Raw genomic sequence first — 23,154 nt, 5'->3', positions numbered from 1 at the left:
TGCGTCAGCCGGTGGCGGCCTGCGGGGCGGCGGTGGCCGAGCCGTGGCCGTCGGCCGCGATCGGCTCCGCCGCATTCGCCTCCGCCGCATTCGCCTCCGCCGCGGGCGCCTCCGCCGCGGGCGCCTCCGGCACCACGAAACGGTAGCCGACATTGCGGACGGTGCCGATCAGCTGCTCGTGCTCCGGCCCCAGCTTGGCCCGCAGCCGCCGCACATGGACGTCGACCGTCCGCGTGCCGCCGAAGTAGTCGTAGCCCCACACCTCCTGGAGCAGCTGGGCGCGGGTGAAGACCCGCCCCGGGTGCTGCGCCAGGTACTTGATGAGCTCGAACTCCTTGAAGGTGAGGTCCAGCACCCGGCCCTTGATCCGCGCCGCGTAGGTGGCCTCGTCGATGGTGAGGTCGCCGTTGCGGATCTCCGGCGGCGCCTCGTCCTCGGCCTCCATCTGGAGCCGGCCGACGGCGAGCCGCAGCCGGGCCTCCACCTCGGCGGGCCCGGCGGTGTCGAGCAGCACGTCGTCGACGCCCCACTCGGCGTTGACGGCGGTGAGCCCGCCCTCGGTGGTGACGAGCAGCAGCGGGCAGTCCAGCCCGGTGGAGCGGAGCAGCCGGCACAGCCCGCGGATCTGCGCGAAACTGCGGCGGCCGTCCACGAGGATCGCGTCGGTGCGCGGCGGGGCCTCGGTGACGAGCGCGGCGGCCTCGGCCGGGGCCACCCGGATCTCGTGGCTGAGCAGGCCCAGCGCGGGCAGGACTTCGGCGGACGGCTGGAGAGCATCGGTGAGCAGCAGCAGCGAACTCATGCGCGGGGTGTCCCCTCTCCTGAAACCCGGACACGGGCCTCGGATCGGTCCTCGAAAAACAGACGAGGACCCTGAGGGCGTCGCTGCCCGGGTCCTCCTGCGGAGAGAGGATAGCGAACATGAACCCGTCCCTGAAAGAAAACGAACGCGACACAAACGGGCGCACGGGTGCGCGAAGGGGGCCTGCGGCGGCCGTGCTGCTCACCGCGGACGGTGTTCGGCTGCGCGCCGTCCACTACCCGGCGCGCTCCGCACCTGGTGGCGAACTCGCAGGTGGGGGCGGGTCGGTGGAGACGGCGGTGGTGCTCGCCCACGGATTCTCGGGCGCGTTGTCGCGGCCCGGCGTGCGCCGGATCGCCGCCGCGCTTTCCACCGAATTCGGGGTTGTTACATTCTCGTTTCGCGGCCATGGGACATCCGGGGGACGCTCCAGCGTGGGTGATCGGGAGGTGCTCGACGTTGACGCCGCCGTCTCCTGGGCGCGCTCGCTGGGCTATCGACGGATCGTCACCGTCGGCTTCTCGATGGGCGCGGCGGTGGTGCTCCGGCACGCGGCGCTCTGCCGCGGACTGCCGGGCCGCACGGACGCCGCGGCGGCGGTGAGCTCCCCCGGCCGCTGGTACTACAAGGGGACGCGCCCGATGCGGCTGCTGCACTGGGCGGTGCAGCGCCCCGAGGGCCGGCTCTTCTCCCGCTGGGTGCTCGGCACCCGGATAGCGCGCGACTGGGAGGTGGTGCCGATGCCGCCGCGGATCGCGGCCCGGGAGGCCGCCGAGGCGGGCGTCCCGCTGCTCATCGTGCACGGCGACGCCGACCGCTACTTCCCGCTCGCGCACGGCACCTCGCTGCACGAGGCGACCGGCGGCCGCGCCGAGCTGTGGGTGGAGCCGGGCATGGGGCACGCCGAGAACGCGGTGGGGGAGGAGCTGCTGGCCCGGCTCGCCGGATGGCTTCGACGCGCCGTGTTGGCCACCGGTGCCGGGGCGCGGGTACCGTCAGCACCCGACCACCGCGGGCCGTCCGGCCCGCAGGAGACGAAGGCAGGGAAGGCAGGGGGAAGAGCGTGACCGCAACCCCGGCCGCGGGCGGCACGATCCGCTACTGGGCCGCCGCGAAGGACGCCGCGGGCAGGGCCGAGGAGCCGTACCGCGCGGCGACGCTGGCCGATGCCCTGGACGCGGCGCGGCAGGCGCACGCGGACCGGCCGCGGTTCGCGTCCGTCCTCTCGCTCTGCTCCTTCCTGGTGGACGGCGATCCGGTGGGCAAGCGTGCCCCCGAGACGATCCGGTTGACCGACGGCGGCACCGTCGAGGTGCTGCCGCCCTTCGCGGGCGGGTGAGGGACTACCTTGACGGCACAGCATCCACACGACGACGAGCGGGGACGGCCTGCGTCCGCCCCGGACACCGCCGCCACCCAGCGGCTCCCGCAGGTCGGCGAGGCCGGCGGCGCGGGCCTGCCGGGCGCCCCGGAGGACCCCGCGGCGACGCGGCACATCCCGGTGCCGCAGCCCGGCGGCGAGCGCGCCCCGTGGCCGACGCTGCCCGGTCCCGGGACCGCCCCCGACGACGCGTCCCACACCTGGGGCCACCAGGACGACGGCGGCGCCGCGACGCAGAAGCTGCCGCCGGTGCCGCAGCAGGCCGAGGCGTGGCCGCAGCACCACCTGCCGCCCGCGGACGACGGCGCGACGCAGAAGCTGCCGCGGATCCCGGACGAGCCCTGGCAGCAGGCGCCCCCCGCGCAGACCCCGGCCCCCGCGCCGCAGCCGTGGCCGCAGCAGGCCCCGGCCCCCGACTGGCACCCCGCACCCCCCGCGCCGCCTGCGCCCTCCGCGCCCGACTCCGCGGAGACGGCGAAGCTGCCCCGCGTCGCGGACGGGCCGTACGAGCCGTACGCGCCGTACGAGGCCTACGCGCCGTACCCGCCTGCCGAGCAGCCGGAGCGGCCCGCGCCGCCGCGCGTCACCGGGCCGCTCTTCCGGGACGAGGCGCCCGAGCCGCCGTCGCCCTCCTACAGCAGCGCCGACGAGACCTCCGCGGTCGGCAACTGGCCCTACCCGGCCGCCCCGTCGACCGCGGCCGTGCCCGAGCCCGCCCCCGCGGCCGCCGCGCCCCCGGCCGCCGCCGCGCCGCCGGCCGCCGCCGCGCCGCCGGCCACCGACGACAGCTCCGAGGAGTCCGACACCTCGGCCCCGGCCCCCGTCCTGCCGCTCGCCGAGGACGGCTGGTTCACCGTGCCCGCCGAGGCGCCTGAGCCGGTGCCGGCCCCCGAGGAGGTCTCCGCCGCGGTGGCGGCCACCGCCCCCGCCGCCGACGACTGGCCCCGCAGCGCCGCGCCCGAGTCCGCCGCCGAGCCGGCCGGGAACCCGGAGCAGCCGCAGGACCCCGCATCGCCACCCGCGCAGGGGGAGGCGCCGGGGGAGGCGCAGGGAGAGCCGCAGGGGGAGGCCCGCTCCCGGGCCAAGTCCCGCATCGCGCCCAACCCGCGCGTCGGCAACCCGATCCGCTACCCCGGCGTCCAGCCCGCCGCGCTCACCACCGGGCTCGCCCTCGTCCTCACCCTGTTCTCCGCATTCGGCGGCCGGCCCCTCGCCGCGCTCGCCGTCCTGGTGCTGCAGGGCTTCACCGCCGCCGGATGGTTCCGCCTCAACGGCATGTGGCCCGCCCGCCAGGGCATCGCCCTGGCCGGCGTGGCCGGGCTCGCCGTCGACGCGGTGATCCTGCTCGCCCCGGCCGGCGCCGCCTGGCAGGCCATCGCCGGAGCGATCGGCGTCGCCCTCGTCGCCGTGCTGGTGCTGCAGATGCGGGCCCGCGCGCCGCAGGGCGAACTCACCCAGGCACTTGCCGTCACCGTCGCGGCCGTCGCGCTCACCGTGCTCGCCGCCGCCTGGCTGCCCACCCGGGAGCTGCACCCGCAGCACGCCTGGGCGTCCGGCGCCGTCCTCACCCTCGGGGCGCTCGCCGTCGCCGTGGCGGTGATCGTCCGTGCCGGGATGCTGGCCGTCGGCAAGGCCGCCGAACTGCCCATGGAGGCCGCCTCGCTGGCCGCCTCCGCGGTGGTGGCCGCGGCGTTCGGCGCCGTCTTCGGGTCCGCCGCGCTCGGCATGGGCGCCGGAACCGGCGCGGTCGTCGGCCTGGCCGGCGCGGTCGGCGCGCTGATCGGGCACCGGGTGGCGTCCTACGACTACCCGTCCCGCTTCGTCCATCTGACGGCCGGCGTCGCGCTCCCGCTGACGTGCGCCGTCCCGCTCGTCTTCCTCACCGGGTGGGGCCTGGGCTGATCGGTCCCGACTGGTTCCGACCGGTCCCGGCGCCGTCCGGTGGAACCAACCCCGCACCGGAACCGCTCTACCACGTAGGCATCGGAACGGAACGGAGCACGAGCACCATGCGATTGCTGCGCAATCTGGTCATTCTGCTGGTGGTCGTGCTGGCCCTGGCGGTGGCCGCGGACCGGATCGGCGTCCACGTCGTCCAGAACAAGGCCGCCGACCGCCTCAACGGGCGGTTCCTGCTCACCTCGAAGCCGTCCGTGTCGATCAACGGCTTCCCGTTCCTGACGCAGGTGGCGTCGGGCACCTTCGAGGACGTGGTGCTGGCCGCGCCCACCGGCCGCGTCCAGGCGCAGGGCGACGACCTGGCGCTCAGCCACCTCGCCGTCGAGCTGCGGGGCGTCAAGCCGCGCGACAACTACAGCCACGCCTCCGCGGAGAGCGTCAGCGGCTCGTTCGTGCTCTCCTACGGGGACGTCAACAAGCTGATGGGCGACGACCACACCTCGATCGCCTACGGCGGCAAGGGCTCGGACGGCAACGGCCGCGTCAAGTTCACCACCACCCGCACCCTCTTCGGCCAGCAGCGCCACATCACCGGAACCGCGGGGCTGGTGGTCGGCAAGAGCGGCTCGTCGATCGCCTCCAGCGGGGTCAAGCTCAACGGGGCGCCGATCCCGATCATCAGCGACCTGGTGGCGCAGCAGCTCACCGTGAACCGGAGCTTCTCCGGCCTGCCCGGCGGCGTCCGGCTGCAGACCGTCGACCCGGAGGCGGACGGCGTCCATGTCGGCTTCACCGGCACCAACCTGACGCTCTAGCCGTCCCGGCCGTCCCACACTCCGAAACAGATGGCCCCCAAAATGGCGCCGTAATCACCATCAATCGGGACAAATCACCCACAGCCCATCCCATATTCCGAGACCCTGGTGACACCGAAGTCTCGGTGTCCGTACGATCGGGCCCATGCAGAGAACAGGGGTGGCACTCACCAAGCGGCGCGCAGTCGACCTGTGCCGCGTTGCCACCTGCCTGTGTCGAATGATCTGACGGGGCGGCACTTACCGGTCTCACCGACATGCTGCCCTGCTGCGCCTGAACGCAGCGGGTCATCTCTGCCCGTGACGGAGCCCAGCAGCCCATCCATCGGCCGGCCACGTCTCACCTTGTGGACCGCATGACCGGATCGGCGAACGCGGGCCCCCTCAGGCGCACCTCCCGCCCATGCCATGCCTGCCCACGCACCGCACGCACCCCGGAGGAGCACATCCCATGAGTCGCAGCGACGTCCTGGTCGACGCCGACTGGGTCCAGTCCCACCTCGACGACCCGAAGGTCGTCCTCGTGGAGGTCGACGAGGACACCTCGGCCTACGACAAGAACCACATCCGGAACGCCATCAAGATCGACTGGAAGCAGGACCTGCAGGACCCGGTCCGCCGCGACTTCGTCGACCGCGAGGGCTTCGAGAAGCTTCTGTCCGCGCGGGGCATCGGCAACGGCGACACGGTCGTCCTCTACGGCGGCAACAACAACTGGTTCGCCGCCTACGCCTTCTGGTACTTCAAGGTCTACGGCCACGGCGACGTCCGCCTGCTGGACGGCGGCCGCAAGAAGTGGGAGCTGGACTCGCGCGAGCTGGTCGCCGAGAAGCCGGCCCGCGAGGCCTCGCAGTACACCGCGAAGGAGGCGGACGCCTCCATCCGCGCCTTCCGCGACGACGTCGTCAAGGCGATCGGCAGCCTGAACCTGGTCGACGTCCGCTCGCCCGACGAGTTCTCCGGCAAGCTGCTCGCCCCGGCGCACCTTCCGCAGGAGCAGTCGCAGCGCGCCGGCCACGTGCCCTCGGCGAAGAACATCCCGTGGTCCAAGGCCGCGAACGACGACGGCACCTTCCGCAGCGACGACGAGCTGAAGTCCCTCTACGAGGGCGAGGGCGTCGACCTGTCCAAGGACACCATCGCCTACTGCCGCATCGGCGAGCGCTCCGCGCACACCTGGTTCGTGCTGCACGAGCTGCTCGGCCAGCAGAACGTGAAGAACTACGACGGCTCCTGGACCGAGTACGGCTCGCTGGTCGGCGTGCCGATCGAGCTCGGCTCCGGCAAGTAGCAAGCAGCGAGAAGGGGACTGGATCCTATGAGCGACAGCTGCGGCGCCCCCGAGGGCGGCCGGGACGCCTCCGGCGTCGACACCACCACCGAGGCCGTGATCCGCGGCATCATCACCCGCGACGGGCAGCCGGTGGGCGGCTACGTCCGGCTGCTGGACGAGGGCGGCGAGTTCACCGCGGAGGTCCCGACGGGCGACGCGGGCACCTTCACCTTCTTCGCCGCCCCGGGCACGTGGACCCTCCGGGCCCTGGTCCCGGGCGCGACGGCCGACCGCGCGGTCGTCGCCGTCCGCGGCGCGACGGCCGAGGTGGCCATCACGGTCTGAGGCACCTCGCCGAGGTCTGCCGAGGTTCGCCGAGATTCGCCGAGGTCAGCGGCGGCGTACGCTGGGTTGCATGATGGCGCAGCCGCAGCGGCGTCGCCGCTACTTCGTGATGATGGGCATCTGCATCGCCCTCTTCGTCCTGGCCTGGGGCGTCGTCCGCCTCTGGTCCATCCCCGCGGCCATCGCCATGTGCGTCGTCGCCATGGCCATCCCCCCGTTCGCCGCCATAGTCGCCAACCGCCGCGACCGCGACGACAAGTGGTGGGACCAGTAGGGGAGCGGGGCGACCGCGCACCGTGGCGTCGTCGCGATCCGCGCTGTTGGGGCGCGACCGCGACGAGCGCAGGTGGAGCAGGCCGGCCTCTACGGCCGGGCCGTTGCGGTGGCGTGGACCTGGGAGCCGCCGCCGTCGTGCGACTTGCTGTGCGACATGCTCAGCGATCCACCGACGCCGATCATCAGCAGGACAGCGATGATGACGGCGGCGAGCTTGATCGCCGGCGACTTTGCGATGAGCGCGATGAGCAGGCTCACCACGACCGAGCTGGTGCCAAGTGCGTTGCTGACGATCCATCCGAGGATGAGGTCGACGGCTTCTTTCCCGAAGACTGACACTGGCGCTTCCTCCTTGCCTGCTTTGAGAGCAACAAGGGGTAGCTCGCACGTCGTTGTGCGTGGCGCAGCTGCGGCGGGCGCCACGAAGGTCCTGCGCGATCGGCGTGGCGTTCCAACCGCGCAGACCCCCGTTGCAGCAGTCACGGTCCGGCAACCCGCCCCGACAACCCCTTACCGGGGCGGAAACCCTGACTGGTAGTGAGATACCTGCTTGGCAGGATCGCCAAACCTGGCAAGGAAGTTGACACCATGTGGGTTCTCAACTTGGCCGAGCCAGTATGCTTCTGCCATGTCGCTCGATGGTGGCAACGGCGGTCCGACAGCCAAGCCCGAGTGGGTCGCGGGGGAGCTGCGCGACGCCATCGATGCCGGTCGGTACCATGCAGGGGAGAAGCTCCCGTCGCAGGGTGATTTGGCGGGAGAATTCGAGGTTTCGCGCCCAACTGTCCAGCTCGCGCTGAAGATTCTGGAGAACGACGGGGTCATCGACCCGATGCAGCGCGGGCGCCGGGCCGTCGTCGCGGGAGATCGGGCCCAGGTTTCCGAGGGCGGGATCTTCCTGGCCGACGCGGTCGAGACGGCGTTCGGTGAGCAACAGGACGTCACGATCGACTACTTCGGGTTCACGGCCGAGACGCTGAACTCGGCCATGCAATTGCCGATCCGCCGCATGCGGATCGGTGCGCTGCAACCGAAATCGGTCACTCTCCGTCTGATGCTGCCCTCGGATGGTGCGCATCTCGCCCTCCCGCGATCCGTCACCGATCCGGACGATGCGCGCCCGCGCCAGCGGATGGACGGGATCCGCCGGAATCAGGTCGGAGTCCTGCGGACCCAGTTCGCGCAGATGCAGAAGCTCGCGGTGCCACGGACGGAGCTCCGGTTCGAGCTCCGCACGGTTCCGCTGACGCCGACCTTCAAGCTCTACGTCCTCAACCGGAGGGCCGTCTTCAGCGGTCTGTACCAGGTGCAGAAGTGGGTCACCCCGCTCGACGGCGGCGCCGAGGTGGAGGCCTATGACGTGGCGGGCTTCAACCTCGACCTCCGGCGCCACACCGGCACCTACGCCGAAGAGCTGAAGGCCTGGTTCGAGAGCTACTGGGACACCATCGCCGCCCCGGCCTGACCCGCCTGCGCCGCCACCGTCATGGCCGGCTGCCGGCGGTGGCAGCGGGTTCGCGCCGACCGGTTCCGCCCCGGGACGGCGTGCCCGCGGGAGCCAGCATGCCGCGGTCGAAGAACTCGTCCCTCCGCACCGCTACCCGCATGGTGCGGCCGATCAGCTCGTCCGCCTCGTAGGGCAGCATCGGCCCGTCGCCCGGGGACTTGAAGGCGATGTCCTTCTCGGTGAGCACCGCATCCGGCTCCAGGTCGCGCGCGGCAACCAGGCACTTCCGCATCTTCCGGAGCGCCGCGGCCTCCTGCGGCAGCCGCTGCTTCCGCGGATCGCCGAGCATCCGCGCCCACAGGTCGAGGCGGGAGGTCAACTCGCCCAACTCCTCGGGGAGCAGCGAGAAGTGGTGATCGCTGCCCGGCGCCGTGCGGTCGAGGGTGAAGTGCTTCTCCACCACCCGTGCCCCGAGCCCGACGGCCAGCAGCGCTCCGTCGATGCCGGAGTCGTGCCCGGAGTAGCCGGTCACGGTGTGCGGGTCGTCGAACTCCCGGGCGTAGGTGGAGATCACGCCGAGATTGAGCTCCTCCGGTCGGGCCGGGTAGGTGGCCGTGCATTGCAGGAGCGCGAGCGGGACCGTTGCCGACTCGCCGCGGATCGCCTCGTAGGCGCGGCGCACCTCGGCGGCATCGGCGCCCCCGGTGGAGACGATCATCGGAATCCCGGTCGCCGCTGCAGTCCGCAGCAGCTGGGTGTACGTCAGATCGCCCGAAGCGATCTTGATTGCCGGGGCGTCGAGTTTTTCGAGAAAGTCCACGCTCTGCGGATCGAAGGCAGTCGCAAAGAGGTCGACGTTGCACTCGAATGCGACCTTTTGTAGCTCTTGGTAGTCGGACTGGTCCAGCTCCAGGTATTCACGATGTGCCCCGTAGGTGGGGCCGAAGCTGTTGCGTCCCGTGTACTCAGCGTTGTACATGGCTTCGGTGAAGATGGCGCGGTTGGTGCGCTTCTGCAGCTTCACGCCGTCGGCCCCTGCCTCGGCAGCGGCTCTGACCAGCTCCTTCGCTGCCTCCAGGCTGCCCCCGTGATTGTGGCCGATCTCGGCGATGACATAGGGCCTGGTCGCGTTGCCGACCGGCCGTCCCGCGATGCTGATGGAACCCATCGAGCTGAACTCCAGGAACCGAAAGTATGCGAAGAGCGAGGGAAGCGCGTGGCCCTGTTCCGGGGGTCTCCAGGCGGCAGAGCACTCCGCGCGGCGCCATCTGCACAGGTGTCAGAGTGTCAGGAAGAAGGTTTACAGGGTGAGTCGGGTGGGTAGCAAGCGACGCTCGTGAACGCTGCGAAACCTTTCACCGTCATCCCTCGTCAGAGGGAAGTAGCGAACGCGCATACCCTCGAGCGCATGGACCTCAGCCGGCCTGACGGCCGTCACGCCGCCGTGCTCCGAGCCCGCCGCGTCATATGGGACTTCGACGGCCCGTTGTGCGGGCTCTTCGACGGGTACCCCGCCACCGATGTCGCCGACGAACTCCTGGCTTCCGCCCCCGAGGCCCCGGCGGAACTGCAGGGTGCGACGGACACTCATGTCGTCGTCCGGGCTCTGCCCCGGCTGGAACCGCTGCTCGCCGCTCACGAGATCGAGGCCGCGGCCACCGCCGCGCCCACCCCCGGATCGGACGAGCTGGTCGCTGTGCTGCTGACGCACGGTGCGACGTTCGCCGTCGCCAGCAACAACTGCGCCGCCGCCGTCCGGAAGCACCTCGCGGACCGGGGGCTGCTGGGGGAGGCGTTCCCGCCGGAGGCGATCTTCGGGCGGGAGCCGGACGGGGTGGGGCGGATGAAGCCCGATCCTTATGTGGTCGTCCAGGCGATGGGCGGGCATCCGCCCGCGGAATGCCTGATGATCGGCGACTCCGTCGCGGACGTCGCCGCCGCTCGGGCCGCCGGGGTGGGGTTCGTGGGGTACGCGAACCGGGAGGAGAAGGTCCGGCTGCTGCGGGACGCCGGCGCTCAGTGGGTGGTGCGACACCTCGACGAGCTGACCCGGGCGCTCCCCCCCACCCCCTCCCGATAGAATCGGCCGCGAGCCGAACACGTCGCACGCAGCGTCTGCGCCCGCGCCCGCGCTACCGCAAGGAGCACCGTTCCATGGAAGCCGTCTTCACCACCCTCCTGGTCCTCGTCTGCGTCGCCACCCTCTGGTTCGCCTGGTACGCCGTGACGAAGCTGTACCAGGGCCAGCGCTGAGACCGCGAGCAAACCGAAAGCACCCCACCGCCATGCTTGAGATTCCCGAGGACCTCGATCCGTCCCTCGTGCCCCTCGCCTTCCTCCTCGGCACCTGGGAGGGCGCCGGCGTCGCCGATCTGTCCGCCGCCGGCGGCGATCCCGAGGCGACCAGCGTCAACTTCGGGCAGGAGGTGACGTTCTCCCAGGACGGCCGCGCCGTCCTCGAGTACTCCTCGCACACCTGGGAGCTCGGCGAGAGCGGCCGGAAGGTCCGGCCGATCGACAGCGAGCACGGGTACTGGCGGTTCGCCCCGGACGCCCGCACCGTCGAGATCACCATGACCCGCGACGACGGCACCATCGAGATCTGGTACGGCAACCTCGCCGACAAGAAGCCGCAGATCGACCTCGTCACCGACGCGGTCGCCCGGATCCCCTCCGCCCCCGCCTACACCGGCGGCAAGCGCCTCTACGGCCTGGTCGGCGGCGACCTGATGTGGGTCTTCGAGCGGGCCGCCGACAAGCAGGCCCTCAAGCCCTTCATGTCCGCGCAGCTGCGCAAGGTGCCGGAGAACGGGCTCGCGTTCCACCCCTAGCCGAGGAGGCCGCGCGCATGGCGGAGCAGCACGACGACGACTGGCGCTCGGGGCTGCGCCGCCGCGGCTACCGCCTCACCCCGCAGCGCGAGCTGGTGCTGCGGGCCGTCGAGCGGCTCGACCACGCCACCCCCGACGACATCCTCGCCGAGGTCCGCCGCACCGCCAGCGGCGTCAACATCTCCACCGTGTACCGCACCCTGGAGCTGCTGGAGGAGCTGGGCCTGGTCTCGCACGCCCACCTCGGGCACGGCTCGCCCACCTACCACCTGGCCGCCCGCCACCACCACATGCACCTGGTGTGCCGGGGCTGCGGCACGGTCACCGAGGTCGACGTCTCCGCCGCCGATCCGCTCGTCACCCGCCTGCTGGACGACTACGGCTTCGCCACCGACGTCAAGCACTTCGCGCTCTACGGGCGGTGCGAAGCCTGCCGCCGGAGCGAGGAGGAGCCCGAGACCGGGCCGTGACCGCACGCGACGTACGCTGGAGCGCATGGCTGCAGCACCGTCGTCCCCCCTCCTGAACACCCCGGGCGCCGTCGCCGGCGAAGGCGTCGACGAACCCGTCGCCGCGCACTACGGCGAGCTCTTCCGCGAGCAGCGCCGCCTCGCCTCCGGCCGCGGGCACGTCGACCTCTCGCACCGCGAGGTCCTCCGCGTCTCCGGCGAGGACCGGCTGGCATGGCTCCACCTGCTGCTCACCCAGCACGTCGAGCACCTCCAGCCGCACCGCGCCACCGAGGCGCTGGTGCTCTCCGCCCAGGGCCACATCGAGCACCACCTCACCCTCGTCGACGACGGCGCCGCCACCTGGATCCACGTCGAGCCGGGCACCGCGCAGGCGCTCCTCGGCTATCTGGAGAGCATGAAGTTCTTCTACCGCGTGGAGGCCGCCGACCTGACGGCCGGCCACGCGGTGCTGCACCTGCCCGCCGGCTCGATCCTGGAGCCGCCGCGGGGCACCGCCGCCGTGCTGGAGCACGCCTGGGGCCGCGACCTGATCGTGCCCCGGGAGAGCCTGGAGGCGGTCTCCGGCGCGTGGGCGAAGGACGCCGCCGACGCCCCCGTCGGCCTGCTCGCCCTGGAGGCGCTGCGCGTCGAGGCGCACCGCCCCCGCCTCGGCTTCGAGACCGACCACCGCACCATTCCCCACGAGGTGGGCTGGCTGGCCACCGCCGTCCACCTCGACAAGGGCTGCTACCGCGGCCAGGAGACCGTGGCCCGCGTCCACAACCTGGGGAGGCCGCCGCGCCGGCTGGTCTTCCTGCACCTGGACGGCAGCGAGGTGCGGCTGCCCGCGCACGGCGCGCCGGTCCGGCTCGCCGCGGACGGCCCGGAGGGCCGGGCGATCGGCTTCGTCACCACCTCGGCCCGCCACCACGAGCTGGGCCCGGTGGCCCTCGCGCTGGTCAAGCGGAACACCCCGGAGGACGCCGCCCTGATCGCGGACGCCGTGCCGGCCGCCCAGGAGGTCATCGTCCCCGCATAGCCGGGGGCGGCGGCCTCACACCTCCAGCAGCAGCGTCATCGGGCCGTCGTTGACCAGCGAGACCTTCATGTCCGCGCCGAACCGCCCGGTGGCCACCGTCGCGCCCAGCGCCCGCAGTTCGGCCACCACCGCGTCCACCAGCGGCTCGGCGACCTCGCCGGGCGCGGCCGCGCTCCAGGTGGGACGGCGGCCCTTGCGGGCGTCCCCGTAGAGGGTGAACTGACTGATCACCAGCAGCGGCGCGCCCAGGTCCGAGCAGGACTTCTCGCCGTCCAGCAGCCGCACCGACCACAGCTTGCGGGCCAGGGCCCGCGCCTGCTCGGGCGTGTCCTGGTGGGTGACGCCCACCAGCACGCACAGCCCCGGCCCGAGGATCGAGCCGACCGGCCCGCTCTCCCCGTCGACCGTCACGCTCGCCTCCGTGACCACCTGAACCACCGCTCGCATGCGGCCAATCTTCGCAGACCCGGTTTCCGCATCCGTCCGCCGGGATGATCTGATTGGCTAACTCGACGTCAGTCGCGACGTCAGCAGGGCCAACGGGGAGGAGCAGGGCCGATGATGGGACCGGCGCATTCGCTGTCGGGGGCGGTGGCGTGGCTCGCGGTGGGGGCGGTGGCCGCCGAGCGGGGCACGCCGATGCCGCCGCTGGTGCTCGCGGTCGGCGCGGTGATCTGCGCGGGGGCGGCCCTGGCCCCGGACCTGGACCACAAGGCGGCGACGATCTCCCGGTCCTTCGGGCCGATATCGCGATTGGCCTGCTGGTTCACCCACGATCTGGCGGAGATCGTCTACAAGGCGACGCGCACCCGCCGCGACTCGCACCGGGAGGGCGGGCACCGCACCCTCACCCACACCTGGTTCTGGGCGGCGGCCACCGGGGCGGCCGCCTACGGGCTCTCCTTCCTGGGCAAGTGGGCGGTGCTGGCGATCTTCTTCGTCCATCTGGTGCTGGCCATCGAGGGGTTGCTCTGGCGCTGGGCGCGGCGCGGCCACGACGTGATCACCTGGCTGCTGTCGGCGGCGGTCTCCTGGATCGTCTACGAGCAGCTGTCGAACCACCCCGGGCAGGCCGACTGGCTCTTCCCGCACCCCTACGCCTGGCTGGGGCTGCCGATAGCGCTGGGCGTGCTGGTGCACATCCTGGGGGACGCGCTGACCGAGTCGGGCGCGCCGCTGTTCTGGCCGATCCCGATCGACGGCAAGCGCTGGTACCCGTTCGGGACGCCGAAGGTGCTGCGCTTCCGGGCCGGCGACAAGGTGGAGCACCTGCTGGTGACGCCGCTGCTGGTGGTGGTCGGGGTGCTCTGCGGCTTCGGCTCCTTCCTGCTGCCGATCCACTCCCTCTCCCAGCTGAGCTTCCACTAGGGCAGCACCCGCCGGCCGCCCCAGCCATCGAACGCGCCACCGAACAGCCGCCCAGCCCGGGCTCGTTCGAGTGCCGGAAGGCTGCATTCCGCCGGTGGCGGATGGGACGATTGTGCGGCCGGTCGCGCTTCGCGGCCGGGCCCCCGCCCACGGAATGCTGGTGTTGCTGGTGGAACCCGAGAGTCCCCGCGTGACGGACCTGCTCGGCGGTGCGACGGTGTACGGGCTCGGCGCGCACGATCCGATCGGCGGCGTCGGCCCCGACGCCGCCGACCTCGGCCCGGACGACCCGGCCGAACTGCGCCGGCTGCCCCTCGACCGGCTCCGCGCCATCCGCGCCGCCGCCCGCGAGGAGGAGGCCGACCTCTCCTATCTGCGGCGCATGCTCCAGGGCCGGATCGACATCCTGCGCGCCGAGTTGACCCGCCGTCGGGACGGCGAGCCGCCGGCCCCGCCCCGGGACGCCGCCCCCGAGGAGGACGACCTGGTCGGGCGCCTCTCCGAGATCCTGCGGGACGCCCCGCCGCGGGTCCGCGGGTCCGCCCGCCACCTCACCGTCCGCGCCCCCCGGGCCCGCCGCTACCGCGAGCTCGTCCCGGTGGTGATGGCCAGTGAGCTCACCGACCTCGGCGCGCACGACGACGCCGAACTCGCCGACGCCCGCGCCCGCCTGGTCGGCTACGAGCAGCAGCTCTCCGGCCGCCGGCACGCCGTGCAGCGCGTCGCGGACGCCGCCTCCAGCGAGATCGCCCGCCGCTACCGCGAGGGAGAGGCCAGCGTCGACGACCTGCTGGAGGGTGCGGCAGGCTAGCCTGACCGGCATGGCCATCCGAATCAAGGACGTCGACCGCGCCGCGCGCTCGGCCTGGCACCGCGCAGCCGACCTCGGGTTCCTCCGCCCCCCGAGCCCCGAGAACGAGGAGTTCTGGCGCCCCGTCTTCTCCTCGCGCGGCCACCGCCTGAAGGGGGCGTTCGACGGGGAGCGCTGCGTCGGCACGCTGCGCAGCTTCCCGATGGAGATCACCGTCCCCGGCGGCGGCGCCGTCGAGGCCGACGCGATCACCGGCGTCACGGTGCTGCCCACGCACCGCCGCCAGGGCCTGCTGACCCGGATGATGACCACCGAGCTCACCGAGGCCGTCGCCCGCGACCAGGCGCTGGCCATCCTGATCTCCGTCGAGTGGCCCATCTACGGCCGCTTCGGCTTCGGTCCGGCCACCTTTTCCGCCGAGTTCGACGTCGACTGCGCGCGCGGCGGGCTGCGCGCCGAGGTCGTCGACTGGATCGACCGGGCCGCCGGCACCGTCGAGATCGTCGACGCCGAGGAGTACGCCAAGGCCGCGCCCGAGGTGCACGCCCGCTTCCGGGCCCGCCAGGTCGGCGCCGTGGAACGCCCGGAGTGGCGCTGGCAGATGATGACCGGTCAGCGTCCGCACCCCGTGCACAAGCGGGAGGGTGCCTTCTACGTCCTGCACCGCGACTCCAGCGGCCGCCCGACCGGCGCGCTCACCTACCGCATCGAGGACAAGGAGAACTGGATCGGCGGCGTGCCGCAGGTCCGGCTCAAGGTGGACGACCTGATCGTCGGCGCCGAGCGGGCCCGCGACGACGCGGTGGCCGCCGCCGCGCTCTGGCAGTACGTCACCTCCGTCGACTGGATCGGCACCGTCTCCACCGGCGGCCGCTCCCCGGACGACCCGTTCCCGCTGCTGCTGGAGGACGCCCGGGCGGCCCGCCGGGTGGGCGGCGAGGACATGCTGTGGCTGCGCGTGCTGGACGTCCCCGCCGCGCTGGAGGCCCGCACCTACCAGGCGGAGGGCGAGGTCATCATCCGCGTCGAGGACCCGCAGGGGCACTGCAACGGCAGCTACCACCTGGAGGGCGGCCTCGACGGGGCGACCTGCACCCGCACCACCCAGGAGCCGGACATCACCCTTCCGGTGGATTCTCTCGGCACCCTGTACCTGGGCGGCGAGTCGGCCCGCCGGCTGCAGGCCGCGGGCCGCCTCGCCGAGGAGTGGACGGGCGCCGCCGCCCGCATCGACACCCTCTTCAACGAGGCCCGGCTGCCCTGGAGCCCGGACGGCTTCTGATCCGGCGCGGTGGCGTTCCGACCCGACGCGGTGTCAGGCCGGGGCGGCCGCCTGGTGCGCCGAGACGGCACCCGAGGTGAGGTCCTCGGCCAGCCACCGCTTGGCCACCGCGTCGACCGCGTCGCGCAGCCGCAGCCCGGACTCCTCCGACTGCGGCCCGACGTCCTCCGGCTCCAGCCGGCCGTAGAGCCACTCGCCGTAGGCGCGCTCGATGGCGGCCACCTCGCGCCGCCCCGCCGCGGTGAGCGAGTAGATGCCCGCGCCGGAGCCGAACCCGGACCCGGCCCCGCCGCCGCGCTCCAGGAACCCCTCCTCGGTCATCCGCTCGAAGACCGGCAGCAGCACGTCCCAGGGCACCCGCCGCCGGGCGGCGATCAGCCGCAGGCTGCCGTGCCCGACGAGCCGTTCGAAGAGCGCGATCTGCAGCACCGCCCACGCCCCGGCGACGTCCAGCCGGGTGTCGGCCGAGCGCAGCACCCGGCGCACCGTGCTGCCGTCCATCGTCCGCAGCAGCCCGCCGACCGCCGACTCCAGCGCCCGCCGCGCGTCCCCGGAGCGGGGCGCCGCGAACCCCTCGCCCAGGTCGGCCGAGGCGGCCCGGGCCACCCCGCGCAGCTCCACCTGCTTGAGGAAGAAGGAGACCGCGAACCCGGCGAGCGCCACCGGCACCGTCCACAGGAAGACGGTGTGCAGGGCGTGCGCATAGCCGTCGATGATCGGCGCCGCCACGTTCGCCGGCAGCGACTTGAGGCCCTCCGGGCTGCCCGCCGCCCTGGCGATGCCGGCCGCATTCTGCCCGCCCGCGATCCCGACGGCCTCCTCGACGCCCCTGCGCAGCGCCGGGCCCAGGCTGTTGGTGTAGATGGTGCCGAAGACGGCGGTGCCGAACGCGCTGCCCATCGTCCGCAGGAAGGAGACCCCGGAGGTGGCGGTGCCCATCTCCGAGTAGGGCACGGTGTTCTGGACGGCGATCACCAGCACCTGCATGCACAGCCCGATGCCGAGGCCGAGCACGAACATGTAGAGCGACTCCAGCCAGATGCTGGTGCCGCGCCCCATCCGGGAGAGCAGGAAGAGGCCGAGTGCCATCACCGGAGTCCCGATGATCGGGAAGATCCGGTAGGTGCCGGTCTTGCTGACCACGTTGCCGCTGTAGATGGAGGCGGCCAGCAGCCCGACCACCATCGGCAGCGTCCGCACCCCGGAGACGGTCGCGGAGTTGCCGTCCACGTACTGCAGATAGGTGGGCAGGAATGTCATCGCCCCGAGCATCGCGAAGCCCACCACGAAGGAGAGCGCGGTGCAGACCGCGAAGACCGGGTTCCGGAACAGGTGCATGGGCAGCATCGGCTCCACCGCGCGGGTCTCCGCCCAGCAGAACGCGGCGAGCAGCACCACCCCGGCGGCGAAGAGTCCGATGATCTCCGGCGAGGTCCAGGCGTACTGGTTGCCGCCCCAGCTGGTGGCGAGGATCAGCGCGCACGCCCCGCCCGAGACGAGCACGATGCCCAGGTAGTCGATGATCGGCCGGACCGCGGAGCGCACCACCGGGATGTTCCGGGCCGCGGCGATCACCACCAGCACGGCGATCGGGACGTTGACGTAGAAGCACCAGCGCCAGCTGGCGTGGTCGGTGAAGAGCCCGCCGATGAGCGGCCCGATCACCGTGGAGAGCCCGAACACCCCGCCGATCGCGCCCTGGTAGCGGCCCCGGTCGCGCAGCGGGATGACGTCCGCGATCAGCGCCATCGCCGTCACCATCAGCCCGCCCGCGCCGATGCCCTGCAGCGCCCGCCAGACGATCAGCAGCAGCATGTTGGTGGCCAGCCCGCACAGGAACGAGCCGACGATGAAGATGATCGCCGAGAGCTGGAAGATCAGCTTGCGGCCGAAGAGGTCGCCGAACTTGCCCACCAGGGCGGTGGAGACGGTCTCGGCGAGCAGGTAGGCGGTGACCACCCAGGACATGTGTGAGGCGCCGCCGAGGTCGGCGACGATCGTCGGCAGGGCGGTGCCGACGATGGTCTGGTCCAGGGCGGCCAGCAGCATGCCGAGCGCGATGGTGCCGAAGACGACGTTGCGCTGGCGGAGGGAGAGCTCCGGAGGCGCGGCGATGTCGGCGGTCGGCGGCTCGGCGGCGGGCTCGGGCTTGCGGCTCGCGGTGGCAGGGGTCACCGCTCCAGCGTCGCCGGGGGAGGGGCCGCGCGGCCCGGGGGCGGTGGCCGGACGGGTGACGCCTGATCAGGTGACGCGGGGTCAGGGCGCCGCGCGCGTCCGCCGTCCCGCGCCCCTGGCCAGGGCGGCGAGGACCGCCGCCAGGGCGGGGTGCTCCGCCGCGCCCCTGCGGTGCAGGACGGCGATGCGGCGGCGCATCCGCAGCGGGGTGAGCCGCACCCCCTCCGGCGCGCCCACCGCGCCCAGGCCGGGGACGAGGGCGACGCCCTGGCCCGCGGCGACCAGCTCCAGCACGGTGGCGTACTCGTCGACCCGGTGCCGGATGCGCGGCGCGAAGCCCGCGGCCTCGCAGGCCCGGACGGCCATCGCATGGCAGAGCGTGCCCGGCCGCGACATGATCCACGGGGACTCCCGATGCCGCGTCAGCGGATCCGCCGCGTCGGCCGGTCCGCCGTCGCCTCCGTCGTCGCCGTCGCCGTCGCCGTCGCCTCCGTCGCCGCCGCTGCCCCCGCCAGCCTCGGCCAGGTAGACCGGCTCCTCCAGCAGATCCACCCGGGCCAGCCCCGCCGCCTCCCACAGCACCCCGGCCACCAGGTCGTACTCGTGCACCAGCGCCGCGTTCAGCTCGCCGCCGCGCACCGCGTCCGCCACCCCCGCCGGGTCGACCTCCTCCACCCGCACCTCCAGCAGCGGGCACTCCCGGGCCAGCTCCGCCAGCGCCCCCACCACCACGCCCCGCGCCACCGTCGGGAACGCCCCCAGCCGCACCGTCCCGGCCGGCACCCCGGCCCGGCCCGCGCCGGCCGCGAGCTCCGCCTCGGCCCGCTCCATCCGCTCCAGCAGCGCCTCGGCGTGCCGGGCCAGCCCCGTGCCGGCGGGGGTGAGCACCACCCGCCGCCCGGTCCGCTCCAGCAGGGCCACCCCGGCCTCCCGCTCCAGCGCGGACAGCTGCTGCGAGACGGCGGACGGCGAGAAGGAGAGCGCCTCCGCGACCGCGGCGATGGTGCCGCGGTGGGCGAGCTCCCGCAGCAGGCGCAGACGTCGAAGATCCAGCATGCCCGGAAGCGTAAGCGGGTTCGGCGAAGCAGGGCACACCTCCCGCGCCGCCCGGCACGCAGAGAGGGGCCCTCCTGGCCGAAGGCCGGGGGAGCGCCCTGCCTCGCCGAACCCGCCCGGACGAGCATCGGCTCTGCTTACGCTGCTCGTCAGAAACGTGAACTGGACCTGAGCCTCGGCCGGGCCCGAACCTGGACGCATGACCCTCTCCGGCCTCCACCTCCCGCTGATCACCCCGTTCGGCCCGGACGGCGCCGTCGACGCCCCGGCCCTCGACCGGCTGGCCCGCGGCGCGCTCGCCGACGGGGCCGCGGGACTGGTCGCCCTCGGCACCACCGGCGAGCCGGCCGCGCTCGACGCCGACGAGCGGAAGACCGTCCTCGCCGTCATCGCCGCCGCCGTCGCCGACACCCCCGGCGCCCACCTCACCGTCGGCGTCCCCGCCCCGGACACCCGCTCCGCCGCCGAGGCGCTGCGCGCCCTGCCCGAGCGGGCCCCGGCGGACGCCGCGCTGGTCACCGTCCCGCCGTTCACCCGCCCCGGGGAGGCCGGCGCGCTCGCCCACTTCACCGCGCTCGCCGACGCCTCGCCCGTCCCGCTGATCGTCTACAACATCCCCTACCGCACCGGGCAGCAGCTCTCCGCCGCCACCCTGCTGCGGCTCGCCGCGCACCCCAACATCGCCGGGGTCAAGCAGGCCGTCGGCGGGATCGACGCGGACACCGTGGCGCTGCTCGCCGACCGCCCCGCCGAGGGCTTCGCGGTGCTCGCCGGCGAGGACGCCTTCGCCCCCGCGATGCTCGCGCTCGGCGCGGACGGCGGCATCCTGGCCGCCGCGCACCTGGCGACCGCGCGCCATGTGGAACTGATCACGTGCTGGCGGGAGCGCGGCGACCTGCCGCGCGCCCGGGCGCTGGGCACCGCCCTCGCGCGGGCCGCCGCGGCGCTCTTCGCCGAGCCGAATCCCGCCGTGACCAAGGGCGTTCTGCACGCCCGCGGTCTGATCGCCGGCCCCGAGGTGCGGCTGCCGCTGCTGGCCGCCCGCCCCGAGTCGGTCCGCGATGCGGACAATCGGCTGGACGACCCCGCGCTTCGATAGGGCAGAGTTGGGCAGGGAGAGCCGCAGCACAGCGCCGTGCACCGGAGCACTTCAGCAGCCGCAGTCGCAGTCGCAGCCGCAGCCAGTACGAAGGAGACCAGCAGCATGAGGATCGGGATCGTCGGGGCCACCGGCCAGGTCGGCGGCGTGATGCGCCGCATTCTCGCGGAGCGCGCGTTCCCGGTGGACGAGCTGCGGGTCTTCGCGTCCGCCCGCTCGGCGGGCCGCACCCTGCCGTGGGGCGACGGCGAGGTCACCGTCGAGGACTCGGCCACCGCCGACTTCTCCGGCCTGGACATCGCGCTCTTCTCGGCCGGCGGCGCGACGTCCAAGGTGCTGGCGCCGAAGGTGGCCGCGGCGGGCGCGGTCGTCATCGACAACTCCTCGGCGTGGCGGCGCGACCCGGAGGTCCCGCTGGTCGTCTCCGAGGTCAACCCGCACGCGATCGCGGACCGCCCCAAGGGCATCATCGCCAACCCCAACTGCACCACCATGGCCGCGATGCCCTCGCTGCGGGCGCTGCACGCGGAGGCGGGGCTCCAGGCGCTGGTCGTCGCCACCTACCAGGCCGTCAGCGGCAGCGGGCTGGCCGGCGTGGAGGAGCTCTACCAGCAGGTCGCCAAGGCCGGCGACGAGGCGCCGAAGCTCACCCACGACGGCGCGGCGGTCGACTTCCCGGAGCCGGTGAAGTACGCCCGCACCATCGCCTACAACGTGCTGCCGCTCGCCGGCTCGATCGTCGACGACGGCCTGAACGAGACGGACGAGGAGCAGAAGCTCCGCCACGAGAGCCGCAAGATCCTGGAGATCCCCGGGCTGAAGGTCGCGGGGACGTGCGTGCGGGTGCCGGTCTTCACCGGGCACTCGCTCCAGATCAACGCCCGCTTCGCCCGTCCGCTGAGCCCCGCGCGGGCGGCGGAGGTGCTGGCGGGGGCGCCGGGCGTGGTGCTCACCGACATCCCGACGCCCCTTCAGGCGGCGGGCCAGGACCCGTCCTTCGTCGGCCGCATCCGCGCCGACGAGACCGTGGACGGGGGCCGCGGGCTCTCCTTCTTCGTCTCCAACGACAACCTCCGCAAGGGCGCCGCGCTCAACGCCGTCCAGATCGCCGAACTGGTGGCCCAGTCCCTGACGGCCTGACAGCGCACCGCCCCGGCACCCCTCGGACGGCCATGCCGTCCGGGTGGGGGTGCCGGGGCGAAGGTGCGACGAACCCGGGTGTCGCGCCGACCGCGAGGCCTACGCGGCCGTCACCATGCCGTCGACCGCCGCGTGCTCCTCCAGCATCGCGCGCAGCCGCCGCCGCGCCCGGAACAGCCGCGACATCACCGTCCCGCGCGGCACCCCCGTCACGTCCGCGATCTCCTGGTACGAGAACCCCTCGACGTCCGCGAGGTAGACCGTCACCCGGAAGTCCTCGCGCAGCGAGGCCAGCGCGTCGCGCACCGCCGAGTCCGGCAGCCGGTCCAGCGCCTCGTCCTCCGCGGACCGCAGCCCCCCGATGCCCCCCAGGTAGTGCACGGACGCCGCCCGCGCGTACTGCCAGTCCTCCACCTCGCCCGCGTCCACCCGCAGCGGCTCGCGCCGCCGCTTGTGGTACGTGTTGATCCAGGTGTTGGTGAGGATCCGGTAGAGCCAGGCCCGCAGGTTCGTGCCGTCCCGGTACTGGTGGAACGAGCGGAACGCCCGCACGAAGGTGTCCTGGACCAGGTCCTCCGCGTCCGCCGGATTCCCCGACATCCGCAGCGCCGCCGCGTACAGCTTGTCCAGGTGCGGCAGCGCGTCCCGCTCGAAGCGGGCGGTGGTCTGCGCGGGGGTCTCGGACTCCACCCCCACGGGCGCGGAGGCATCGGCGTCGGGCTCCGGTATCGGTTCGGCCGCGTGCAGCATCATCTGTGCATCTCCTGCCTTGTCGTCGTGGTGGTCGAAAAAGTCTCGGGGTCGCACCGGCAGGCGGTCACACCAGGCGCCCGCCGCCGTCGACGTGCAGCACCGTGCCGGTCACATAGGGGTTGGTGACGACGTACAGCACCGCCTGGACGAGGTCCTCCGGCCGGCCGATCCGCCCCACCGGGTTGCGCTCGGCGGCGCGCCGCAGCACCACCCGCTTGTCGGCGCCCAGCGCGTCCCACGCGCCGGTGTCCACATAGCCGGGGGCGATCGCGTTGACCCGGGCCGGCGCCAACTCGACCGCGAGCGCCGGGACGAGGAAGGCCAGCGCCCCGTCCACGGCGGCGCGCAGCACCTTGCCGGGGCGCGGGCGCCAGGCGGTCATCCCGGAGAAGAAGGTGAAGGAGCCGCCCTCCCGGACCTGCCCGCCGAGGTGCTTGGCGAGCATCAGCGGGCCGAACACCTTGGCGTCGAAGGCGCGCCGCGCGGCGGCCAGCTCCAGCTCGGCGACGGGCCCGTCGGTGGGGAGGGCGGCGGTGGAGATCAGATGGTCGAAGCGGCCGACCCGGGCGGCCAGTTCGCGGATGGAGTCCTCGTCGGTCAGGTCGACCCGGGCGACCTCGACGGACTCCTCGGTGACCGGCAGCTCGCCGGCCGTCCACTGCGGGCGGCGCTCGTCCGGCCCGGCGAGCACGAGCTCGGCGCCGGCCTCGGCGGCGGCGCGGGCCAGCAGCCGGCCGGTGTGCGAACCGGCGCCGATGACCACCAGGCGCTTGCCGTCGAGCGAGCGTGTGCCGTCCGCCATGATGGAACCCGCCCCTTCCGTCCGTCTCGTCCGCAACCGCGCGCTGATGCATGCAACACCATCCTCCTTTCGCTGCGATGAGTCCAAGTCCCGTTGCTTTCGGTTTCC

Annotated in this window: 26 protein-coding genes; 18 read left to right on the top strand and 8 right to left on the bottom strand. The window is 73.3% G+C overall.

What is annotated here, in order from left to right; genetic code table 11:
* Window positions 1–4 precede the first annotated feature (4 nt).
* On the bottom strand, window positions 5–802 hold the full coding sequence (locus BIV57_RS09860) for a response regulator transcription factor (protein WP_071656312.1): 798 nt from the start codon (window positions 800–802) through the stop codon (window positions 5–7).
* Window positions 803–921: 119 nt separating this feature from the next.
* Here BIV57_RS09860 and BIV57_RS09855 point away from each other — a divergent pair, with 119 nt between their 5' ends.
* From BIV57_RS09855 to BIV57_RS09825, 8 genes are all read left to right on the top strand, one after another.
* Complete coding sequence (locus tag BIV57_RS09855; RefSeq protein WP_079170185.1) at window positions 922–1,869, top strand: alpha/beta hydrolase; 948 nt, start codon at window positions 922–924, stop codon at window positions 1,867–1,869.
* On the top strand, window positions 1,866–2,141 hold the full coding sequence (locus BIV57_RS09850; RefSeq protein ID WP_071656310.1) for a MoaD/ThiS family protein: 276 nt from the start codon (window positions 1,866–1,868) through the stop codon (window positions 2,139–2,141). The genes BIV57_RS09855 and BIV57_RS09850 overlap by 4 nt, the downstream gene beginning before the upstream one ends.
* Before the next feature lie 9 nt (window positions 2,142–2,150).
* On the top strand, window positions 2,151–4,085 hold the full coding sequence (locus BIV57_RS24070) for a hypothetical protein (RefSeq protein WP_071656309.1): 1,935 nt from the start codon (window positions 2,151–2,153) through the stop codon (window positions 4,083–4,085).
* 107 nt (window positions 4,086–4,192) lie between these two features.
* On the top strand, window positions 4,193–4,897 hold the full coding sequence (locus BIV57_RS24065; RefSeq protein WP_107409523.1) for an LmeA family phospholipid-binding protein: 705 nt from the start codon (window positions 4,193–4,195) through the stop codon (window positions 4,895–4,897).
* Window positions 4,898–5,042: 145 nt separating this feature from the next.
* On the top strand, window positions 5,043–5,126 hold the full coding sequence (locus BIV57_RS26750) for an Ms5788A family Cys-rich leader peptide (RefSeq protein WP_419185699.1): 84 nt from the start codon (window positions 5,043–5,045) through the stop codon (window positions 5,124–5,126).
* 222 nt (window positions 5,127–5,348) lie between these two features.
* The gene (locus tag BIV57_RS09835) at window positions 5,349–6,188 is read left to right on the top strand and encodes a sulfurtransferase (RefSeq protein ID WP_071656307.1); all 840 of its coding nucleotides are present in this window, start codon (window positions 5,349–5,351) and stop codon (window positions 6,186–6,188) included.
* A gap of 27 nt (window positions 6,189–6,215) precedes the next feature.
* Window positions 6,216–6,515: a DUF1416 domain-containing protein gene (locus tag BIV57_RS09830; protein ID WP_071656306.1), complete on the top strand. Its 300-nt coding sequence runs from the start codon at window positions 6,216–6,218 to the stop codon at window positions 6,513–6,515.
* 73 nt (window positions 6,516–6,588) lie between these two features.
* Window positions 6,589–6,789, top strand: a complete 201-nt coding sequence (locus BIV57_RS09825) for a DUF3099 domain-containing protein (RefSeq protein WP_419185698.1) — start codon at window positions 6,589–6,591, stop codon at window positions 6,787–6,789.
* 89 nt (window positions 6,790–6,878) lie between these two features.
* Here the strand turns inward: BIV57_RS09825 and BIV57_RS09820 are convergent, their stop codons facing one another.
* Window positions 6,879–7,130, bottom strand: a complete 252-nt coding sequence (locus BIV57_RS09820) for a hypothetical protein (RefSeq protein ID WP_071656304.1) — start codon at window positions 7,128–7,130, stop codon at window positions 6,879–6,881.
* Window positions 7,131–7,419: 289 nt separating this feature from the next.
* Here BIV57_RS09820 and BIV57_RS09815 point away from each other — a divergent pair, with 289 nt between their 5' ends.
* Entirely contained in the window at window positions 7,420–8,256 is an 837-nt protein-coding gene (locus tag BIV57_RS09815; protein WP_071656303.1) for a winged helix-turn-helix domain-containing protein, read from the top strand.
* Window positions 8,257–8,275: 19 nt separating this feature from the next.
* Here BIV57_RS09815 and BIV57_RS09810 read toward each other — a convergent pair whose 3' ends face one another.
* Entirely contained in the window at window positions 8,276–9,406 is a 1,131-nt protein-coding gene (locus tag BIV57_RS09810; protein ID WP_071656302.1) for an N-acetylneuraminate synthase family protein, read from the bottom strand.
* 240 nt (window positions 9,407–9,646) lie between these two features.
* Here BIV57_RS09810 and BIV57_RS09805 point away from each other — a divergent pair, with 240 nt between their 5' ends.
* From BIV57_RS09805 to ygfZ, 4 genes are all read left to right on the top strand, one after another.
* Complete coding sequence (locus tag BIV57_RS09805) at window positions 9,647–10,318, top strand: HAD family hydrolase (RefSeq protein ID WP_071656301.1); 672 nt, start codon at window positions 9,647–9,649, stop codon at window positions 10,316–10,318.
* 205 nt (window positions 10,319–10,523) lie between these two features.
* Window positions 10,524–11,069: a heme-binding beta-barrel domain-containing protein gene (locus BIV57_RS09800; protein WP_071656300.1), complete on the top strand. Its 546-nt coding sequence runs from the start codon at window positions 10,524–10,526 to the stop codon at window positions 11,067–11,069.
* 17 nt (window positions 11,070–11,086) lie between these two features.
* On the top strand, window positions 11,087–11,539 hold the full coding sequence (locus tag BIV57_RS09795) for a Fur family transcriptional regulator (protein WP_071656299.1): 453 nt from the start codon (window positions 11,087–11,089) through the stop codon (window positions 11,537–11,539).
* Window positions 11,540–11,564: 25 nt separating this feature from the next.
* Window positions 11,565–12,560 (top strand): CAF17-like 4Fe-4S cluster assembly/insertion protein YgfZ, encoded by a 996-nt coding sequence (ygfZ, locus tag BIV57_RS09790; protein ID WP_071656298.1) that lies wholly within the window; start codon window positions 11,565–11,567, stop codon window positions 12,558–12,560.
* Between the two features lie 15 nt (window positions 12,561–12,575).
* Here ygfZ and dtd read toward each other — a convergent pair whose 3' ends face one another.
* Entirely contained in the window at window positions 12,576–13,007 is a 432-nt protein-coding gene (gene dtd, locus BIV57_RS09785; protein WP_071656297.1) for a D-aminoacyl-tRNA deacylase, read from the bottom strand.
* A 111-nt stretch (window positions 13,008–13,118) separates the two neighbouring features.
* On the opposite strand from dtd, the gene BIV57_RS09780 reads away from it, so the two are divergent.
* From BIV57_RS09780 to BIV57_RS09770, 3 genes are all read left to right on the top strand, one after another.
* Window positions 13,119–13,928: a metal-dependent hydrolase gene (locus BIV57_RS09780; RefSeq protein ID WP_071656296.1), complete on the top strand. Its 810-nt coding sequence runs from the start codon at window positions 13,119–13,121 to the stop codon at window positions 13,926–13,928.
* A gap of 190 nt (window positions 13,929–14,118) precedes the next feature.
* Entirely contained in the window at window positions 14,119–14,739 is a 621-nt protein-coding gene (locus tag BIV57_RS09775) for an RsiG family protein (protein ID WP_139275566.1), read from the top strand.
* A 10-nt stretch (window positions 14,740–14,749) separates the two neighbouring features.
* Window positions 14,750–16,021, top strand: a complete 1,272-nt coding sequence (locus tag BIV57_RS09770) for a GNAT family N-acetyltransferase (protein ID WP_071656335.1) — start codon at window positions 14,750–14,752, stop codon at window positions 16,019–16,021.
* A gap of 33 nt (window positions 16,022–16,054) precedes the next feature.
* Here the strand turns inward: BIV57_RS09770 and BIV57_RS09765 are convergent, their stop codons facing one another.
* A complete protein-coding gene (locus BIV57_RS09765; RefSeq protein ID WP_079170182.1) occupies window positions 16,055–18,196 on the bottom strand; it encodes an MDR family MFS transporter in 2,142 nt (713 codons plus the stop codon).
* Window positions 18,197–18,277: 81 nt separating this feature from the next.
* Window positions 18,278–19,252, bottom strand: a complete 975-nt coding sequence (locus BIV57_RS09760; RefSeq protein ID WP_071656295.1) for a LysR family transcriptional regulator — start codon at window positions 19,250–19,252, stop codon at window positions 18,278–18,280.
* Between the two features lie 199 nt (window positions 19,253–19,451).
* On the opposite strand from BIV57_RS09760, the gene BIV57_RS09755 reads away from it, so the two are divergent.
* Together BIV57_RS09755 and BIV57_RS09750 are read left to right on the top strand one after the other, a co-directional pair.
* Window positions 19,452–20,351 (top strand): dihydrodipicolinate synthase family protein, encoded by a 900-nt coding sequence (locus BIV57_RS09755; RefSeq protein ID WP_071656294.1) that lies wholly within the window; start codon window positions 19,452–19,454, stop codon window positions 20,349–20,351.
* Window positions 20,352–20,456: 105 nt separating this feature from the next.
* On the top strand, window positions 20,457–21,491 hold the full coding sequence (locus BIV57_RS09750) for an aspartate-semialdehyde dehydrogenase (RefSeq protein WP_071656293.1): 1,035 nt from the start codon (window positions 20,457–20,459) through the stop codon (window positions 21,489–21,491).
* A gap of 99 nt (window positions 21,492–21,590) precedes the next feature.
* On the opposite strand, the gene BIV57_RS09745 is transcribed toward BIV57_RS09750, so the two are convergent.
* Together BIV57_RS09745 and BIV57_RS09740 are read right to left on the bottom strand one after the other, a co-directional pair.
* On the bottom strand, window positions 21,591–22,241 hold the full coding sequence (locus BIV57_RS09745) for a sigma-70 family RNA polymerase sigma factor (RefSeq protein ID WP_175548715.1): 651 nt from the start codon (window positions 22,239–22,241) through the stop codon (window positions 21,591–21,593).
* A 67-nt stretch (window positions 22,242–22,308) separates the two neighbouring features.
* Window positions 22,309–23,046: an SDR family oxidoreductase gene (locus BIV57_RS09740; RefSeq protein ID WP_071656292.1), complete on the bottom strand. Its 738-nt coding sequence runs from the start codon at window positions 23,044–23,046 to the stop codon at window positions 22,309–22,311.
* Window positions 23,047–23,154 lie beyond the last annotated feature (108 nt).

Origin of the sequence: Mangrovactinospora gilvigrisea (assembly GCF_001879105.1) — a bacterium.
Lineage (GTDB): Bacteria > Actinomycetota > Actinomycetes > Streptomycetales > Streptomycetaceae > Mangrovactinospora > Mangrovactinospora gilvigrisea.
The sequence above is the reverse complement of the archived record's forward strand: the minus strand, read 5'-3'. Positions and strand labels throughout refer to the sequence as shown.

What these genes read in the sequence shown, in the direction of transcription:
- BIV57_RS09810 (WP_071656302.1), bottom strand. Translation starts at nt 9,406, where the DNA reads ATGGGTTCCATCAGCATCGCGGGACGGCCGGTCGGCAACGCGACCAGG.
- BIV57_RS09760 (WP_071656295.1), bottom strand. Translation starts at nt 19,252, where the DNA reads ATGCTGGATCTTCGACGTCTGCGCCTGCTGCGGGAGCTCGCCCACCGC.
- BIV57_RS09860 (WP_071656312.1), bottom strand. Translation starts at nt 802, where the DNA reads ATGAGTTCGCTGCTGCTGCTCACCGATGCTCTCCAGCCGTCCGCCGAA.
- BIV57_RS09830 (WP_071656306.1), top strand. Translation starts at nt 6,216, where the DNA reads ATGAGCGACAGCTGCGGCGCCCCCGAGGGCGGCCGGGACGCCTCCGGC.
- ygfZ (WP_071656298.1), top strand. Translation starts at nt 11,565, where the DNA reads ATGGCTGCAGCACCGTCGTCCCCCCTCCTGAACACCCCGGGCGCCGTC.
- BIV57_RS09855 (WP_079170185.1), top strand. Translation starts at nt 922, where the DNA reads ATGAACCCGTCCCTGAAAGAAAACGAACGCGACACAAACGGGCGCACG.
- BIV57_RS09755 (WP_071656294.1), top strand. Translation starts at nt 19,452, where the DNA reads ATGACCCTCTCCGGCCTCCACCTCCCGCTGATCACCCCGTTCGGCCCG.
- BIV57_RS09770 (WP_071656335.1), top strand. Translation starts at nt 14,750, where the DNA reads ATGGCCATCCGAATCAAGGACGTCGACCGCGCCGCGCGCTCGGCCTGG.
- BIV57_RS26750 (WP_419185699.1), top strand. Translation starts at nt 5,043, where the DNA reads ATGCAGAGAACAGGGGTGGCACTCACCAAGCGGCGCGCAGTCGACCTG.
- dtd (WP_071656297.1), bottom strand. Translation starts at nt 13,007, where the DNA reads ATGCGAGCGGTGGTTCAGGTGGTCACGGAGGCGAGCGTGACGGTCGAC.
- BIV57_RS09815 (WP_071656303.1), top strand. Translation starts at nt 7,420, where the DNA reads ATGTCGCTCGATGGTGGCAACGGCGGTCCGACAGCCAAGCCCGAGTGG.
- BIV57_RS09800 (WP_071656300.1), top strand. Translation starts at nt 10,524, where the DNA reads ATGCTTGAGATTCCCGAGGACCTCGATCCGTCCCTCGTGCCCCTCGCC.
- BIV57_RS24065 (WP_107409523.1), top strand. Translation starts at nt 4,193, where the DNA reads ATGCGATTGCTGCGCAATCTGGTCATTCTGCTGGTGGTCGTGCTGGCC.
- BIV57_RS09750 (WP_071656293.1), top strand. Translation starts at nt 20,457, where the DNA reads ATGAGGATCGGGATCGTCGGGGCCACCGGCCAGGTCGGCGGCGTGATG.
- BIV57_RS09745 (WP_175548715.1), bottom strand. Translation starts at nt 22,241, where the DNA reads ATGCTGCACGCGGCCGAACCGATACCGGAGCCCGACGCCGATGCCTCC.
- BIV57_RS09825 (WP_419185698.1), top strand. Translation starts at nt 6,589, where the DNA reads ATGGCGCAGCCGCAGCGGCGTCGCCGCTACTTCGTGATGATGGGCATC.
- BIV57_RS09805 (WP_071656301.1), top strand. Translation starts at nt 9,647, where the DNA reads ATGGACCTCAGCCGGCCTGACGGCCGTCACGCCGCCGTGCTCCGAGCC.
- BIV57_RS09835 (WP_071656307.1), top strand. Translation starts at nt 5,349, where the DNA reads ATGAGTCGCAGCGACGTCCTGGTCGACGCCGACTGGGTCCAGTCCCAC.
- BIV57_RS09795 (WP_071656299.1), top strand. Translation starts at nt 11,087, where the DNA reads ATGGCGGAGCAGCACGACGACGACTGGCGCTCGGGGCTGCGCCGCCGC.
- BIV57_RS09780 (WP_071656296.1), top strand. Translation starts at nt 13,119, where the DNA reads ATGATGGGACCGGCGCATTCGCTGTCGGGGGCGGTGGCGTGGCTCGCG.
- BIV57_RS09740 (WP_071656292.1), bottom strand. Translation starts at nt 23,046, where the DNA reads ATGGCGGACGGCACACGCTCGCTCGACGGCAAGCGCCTGGTGGTCATC.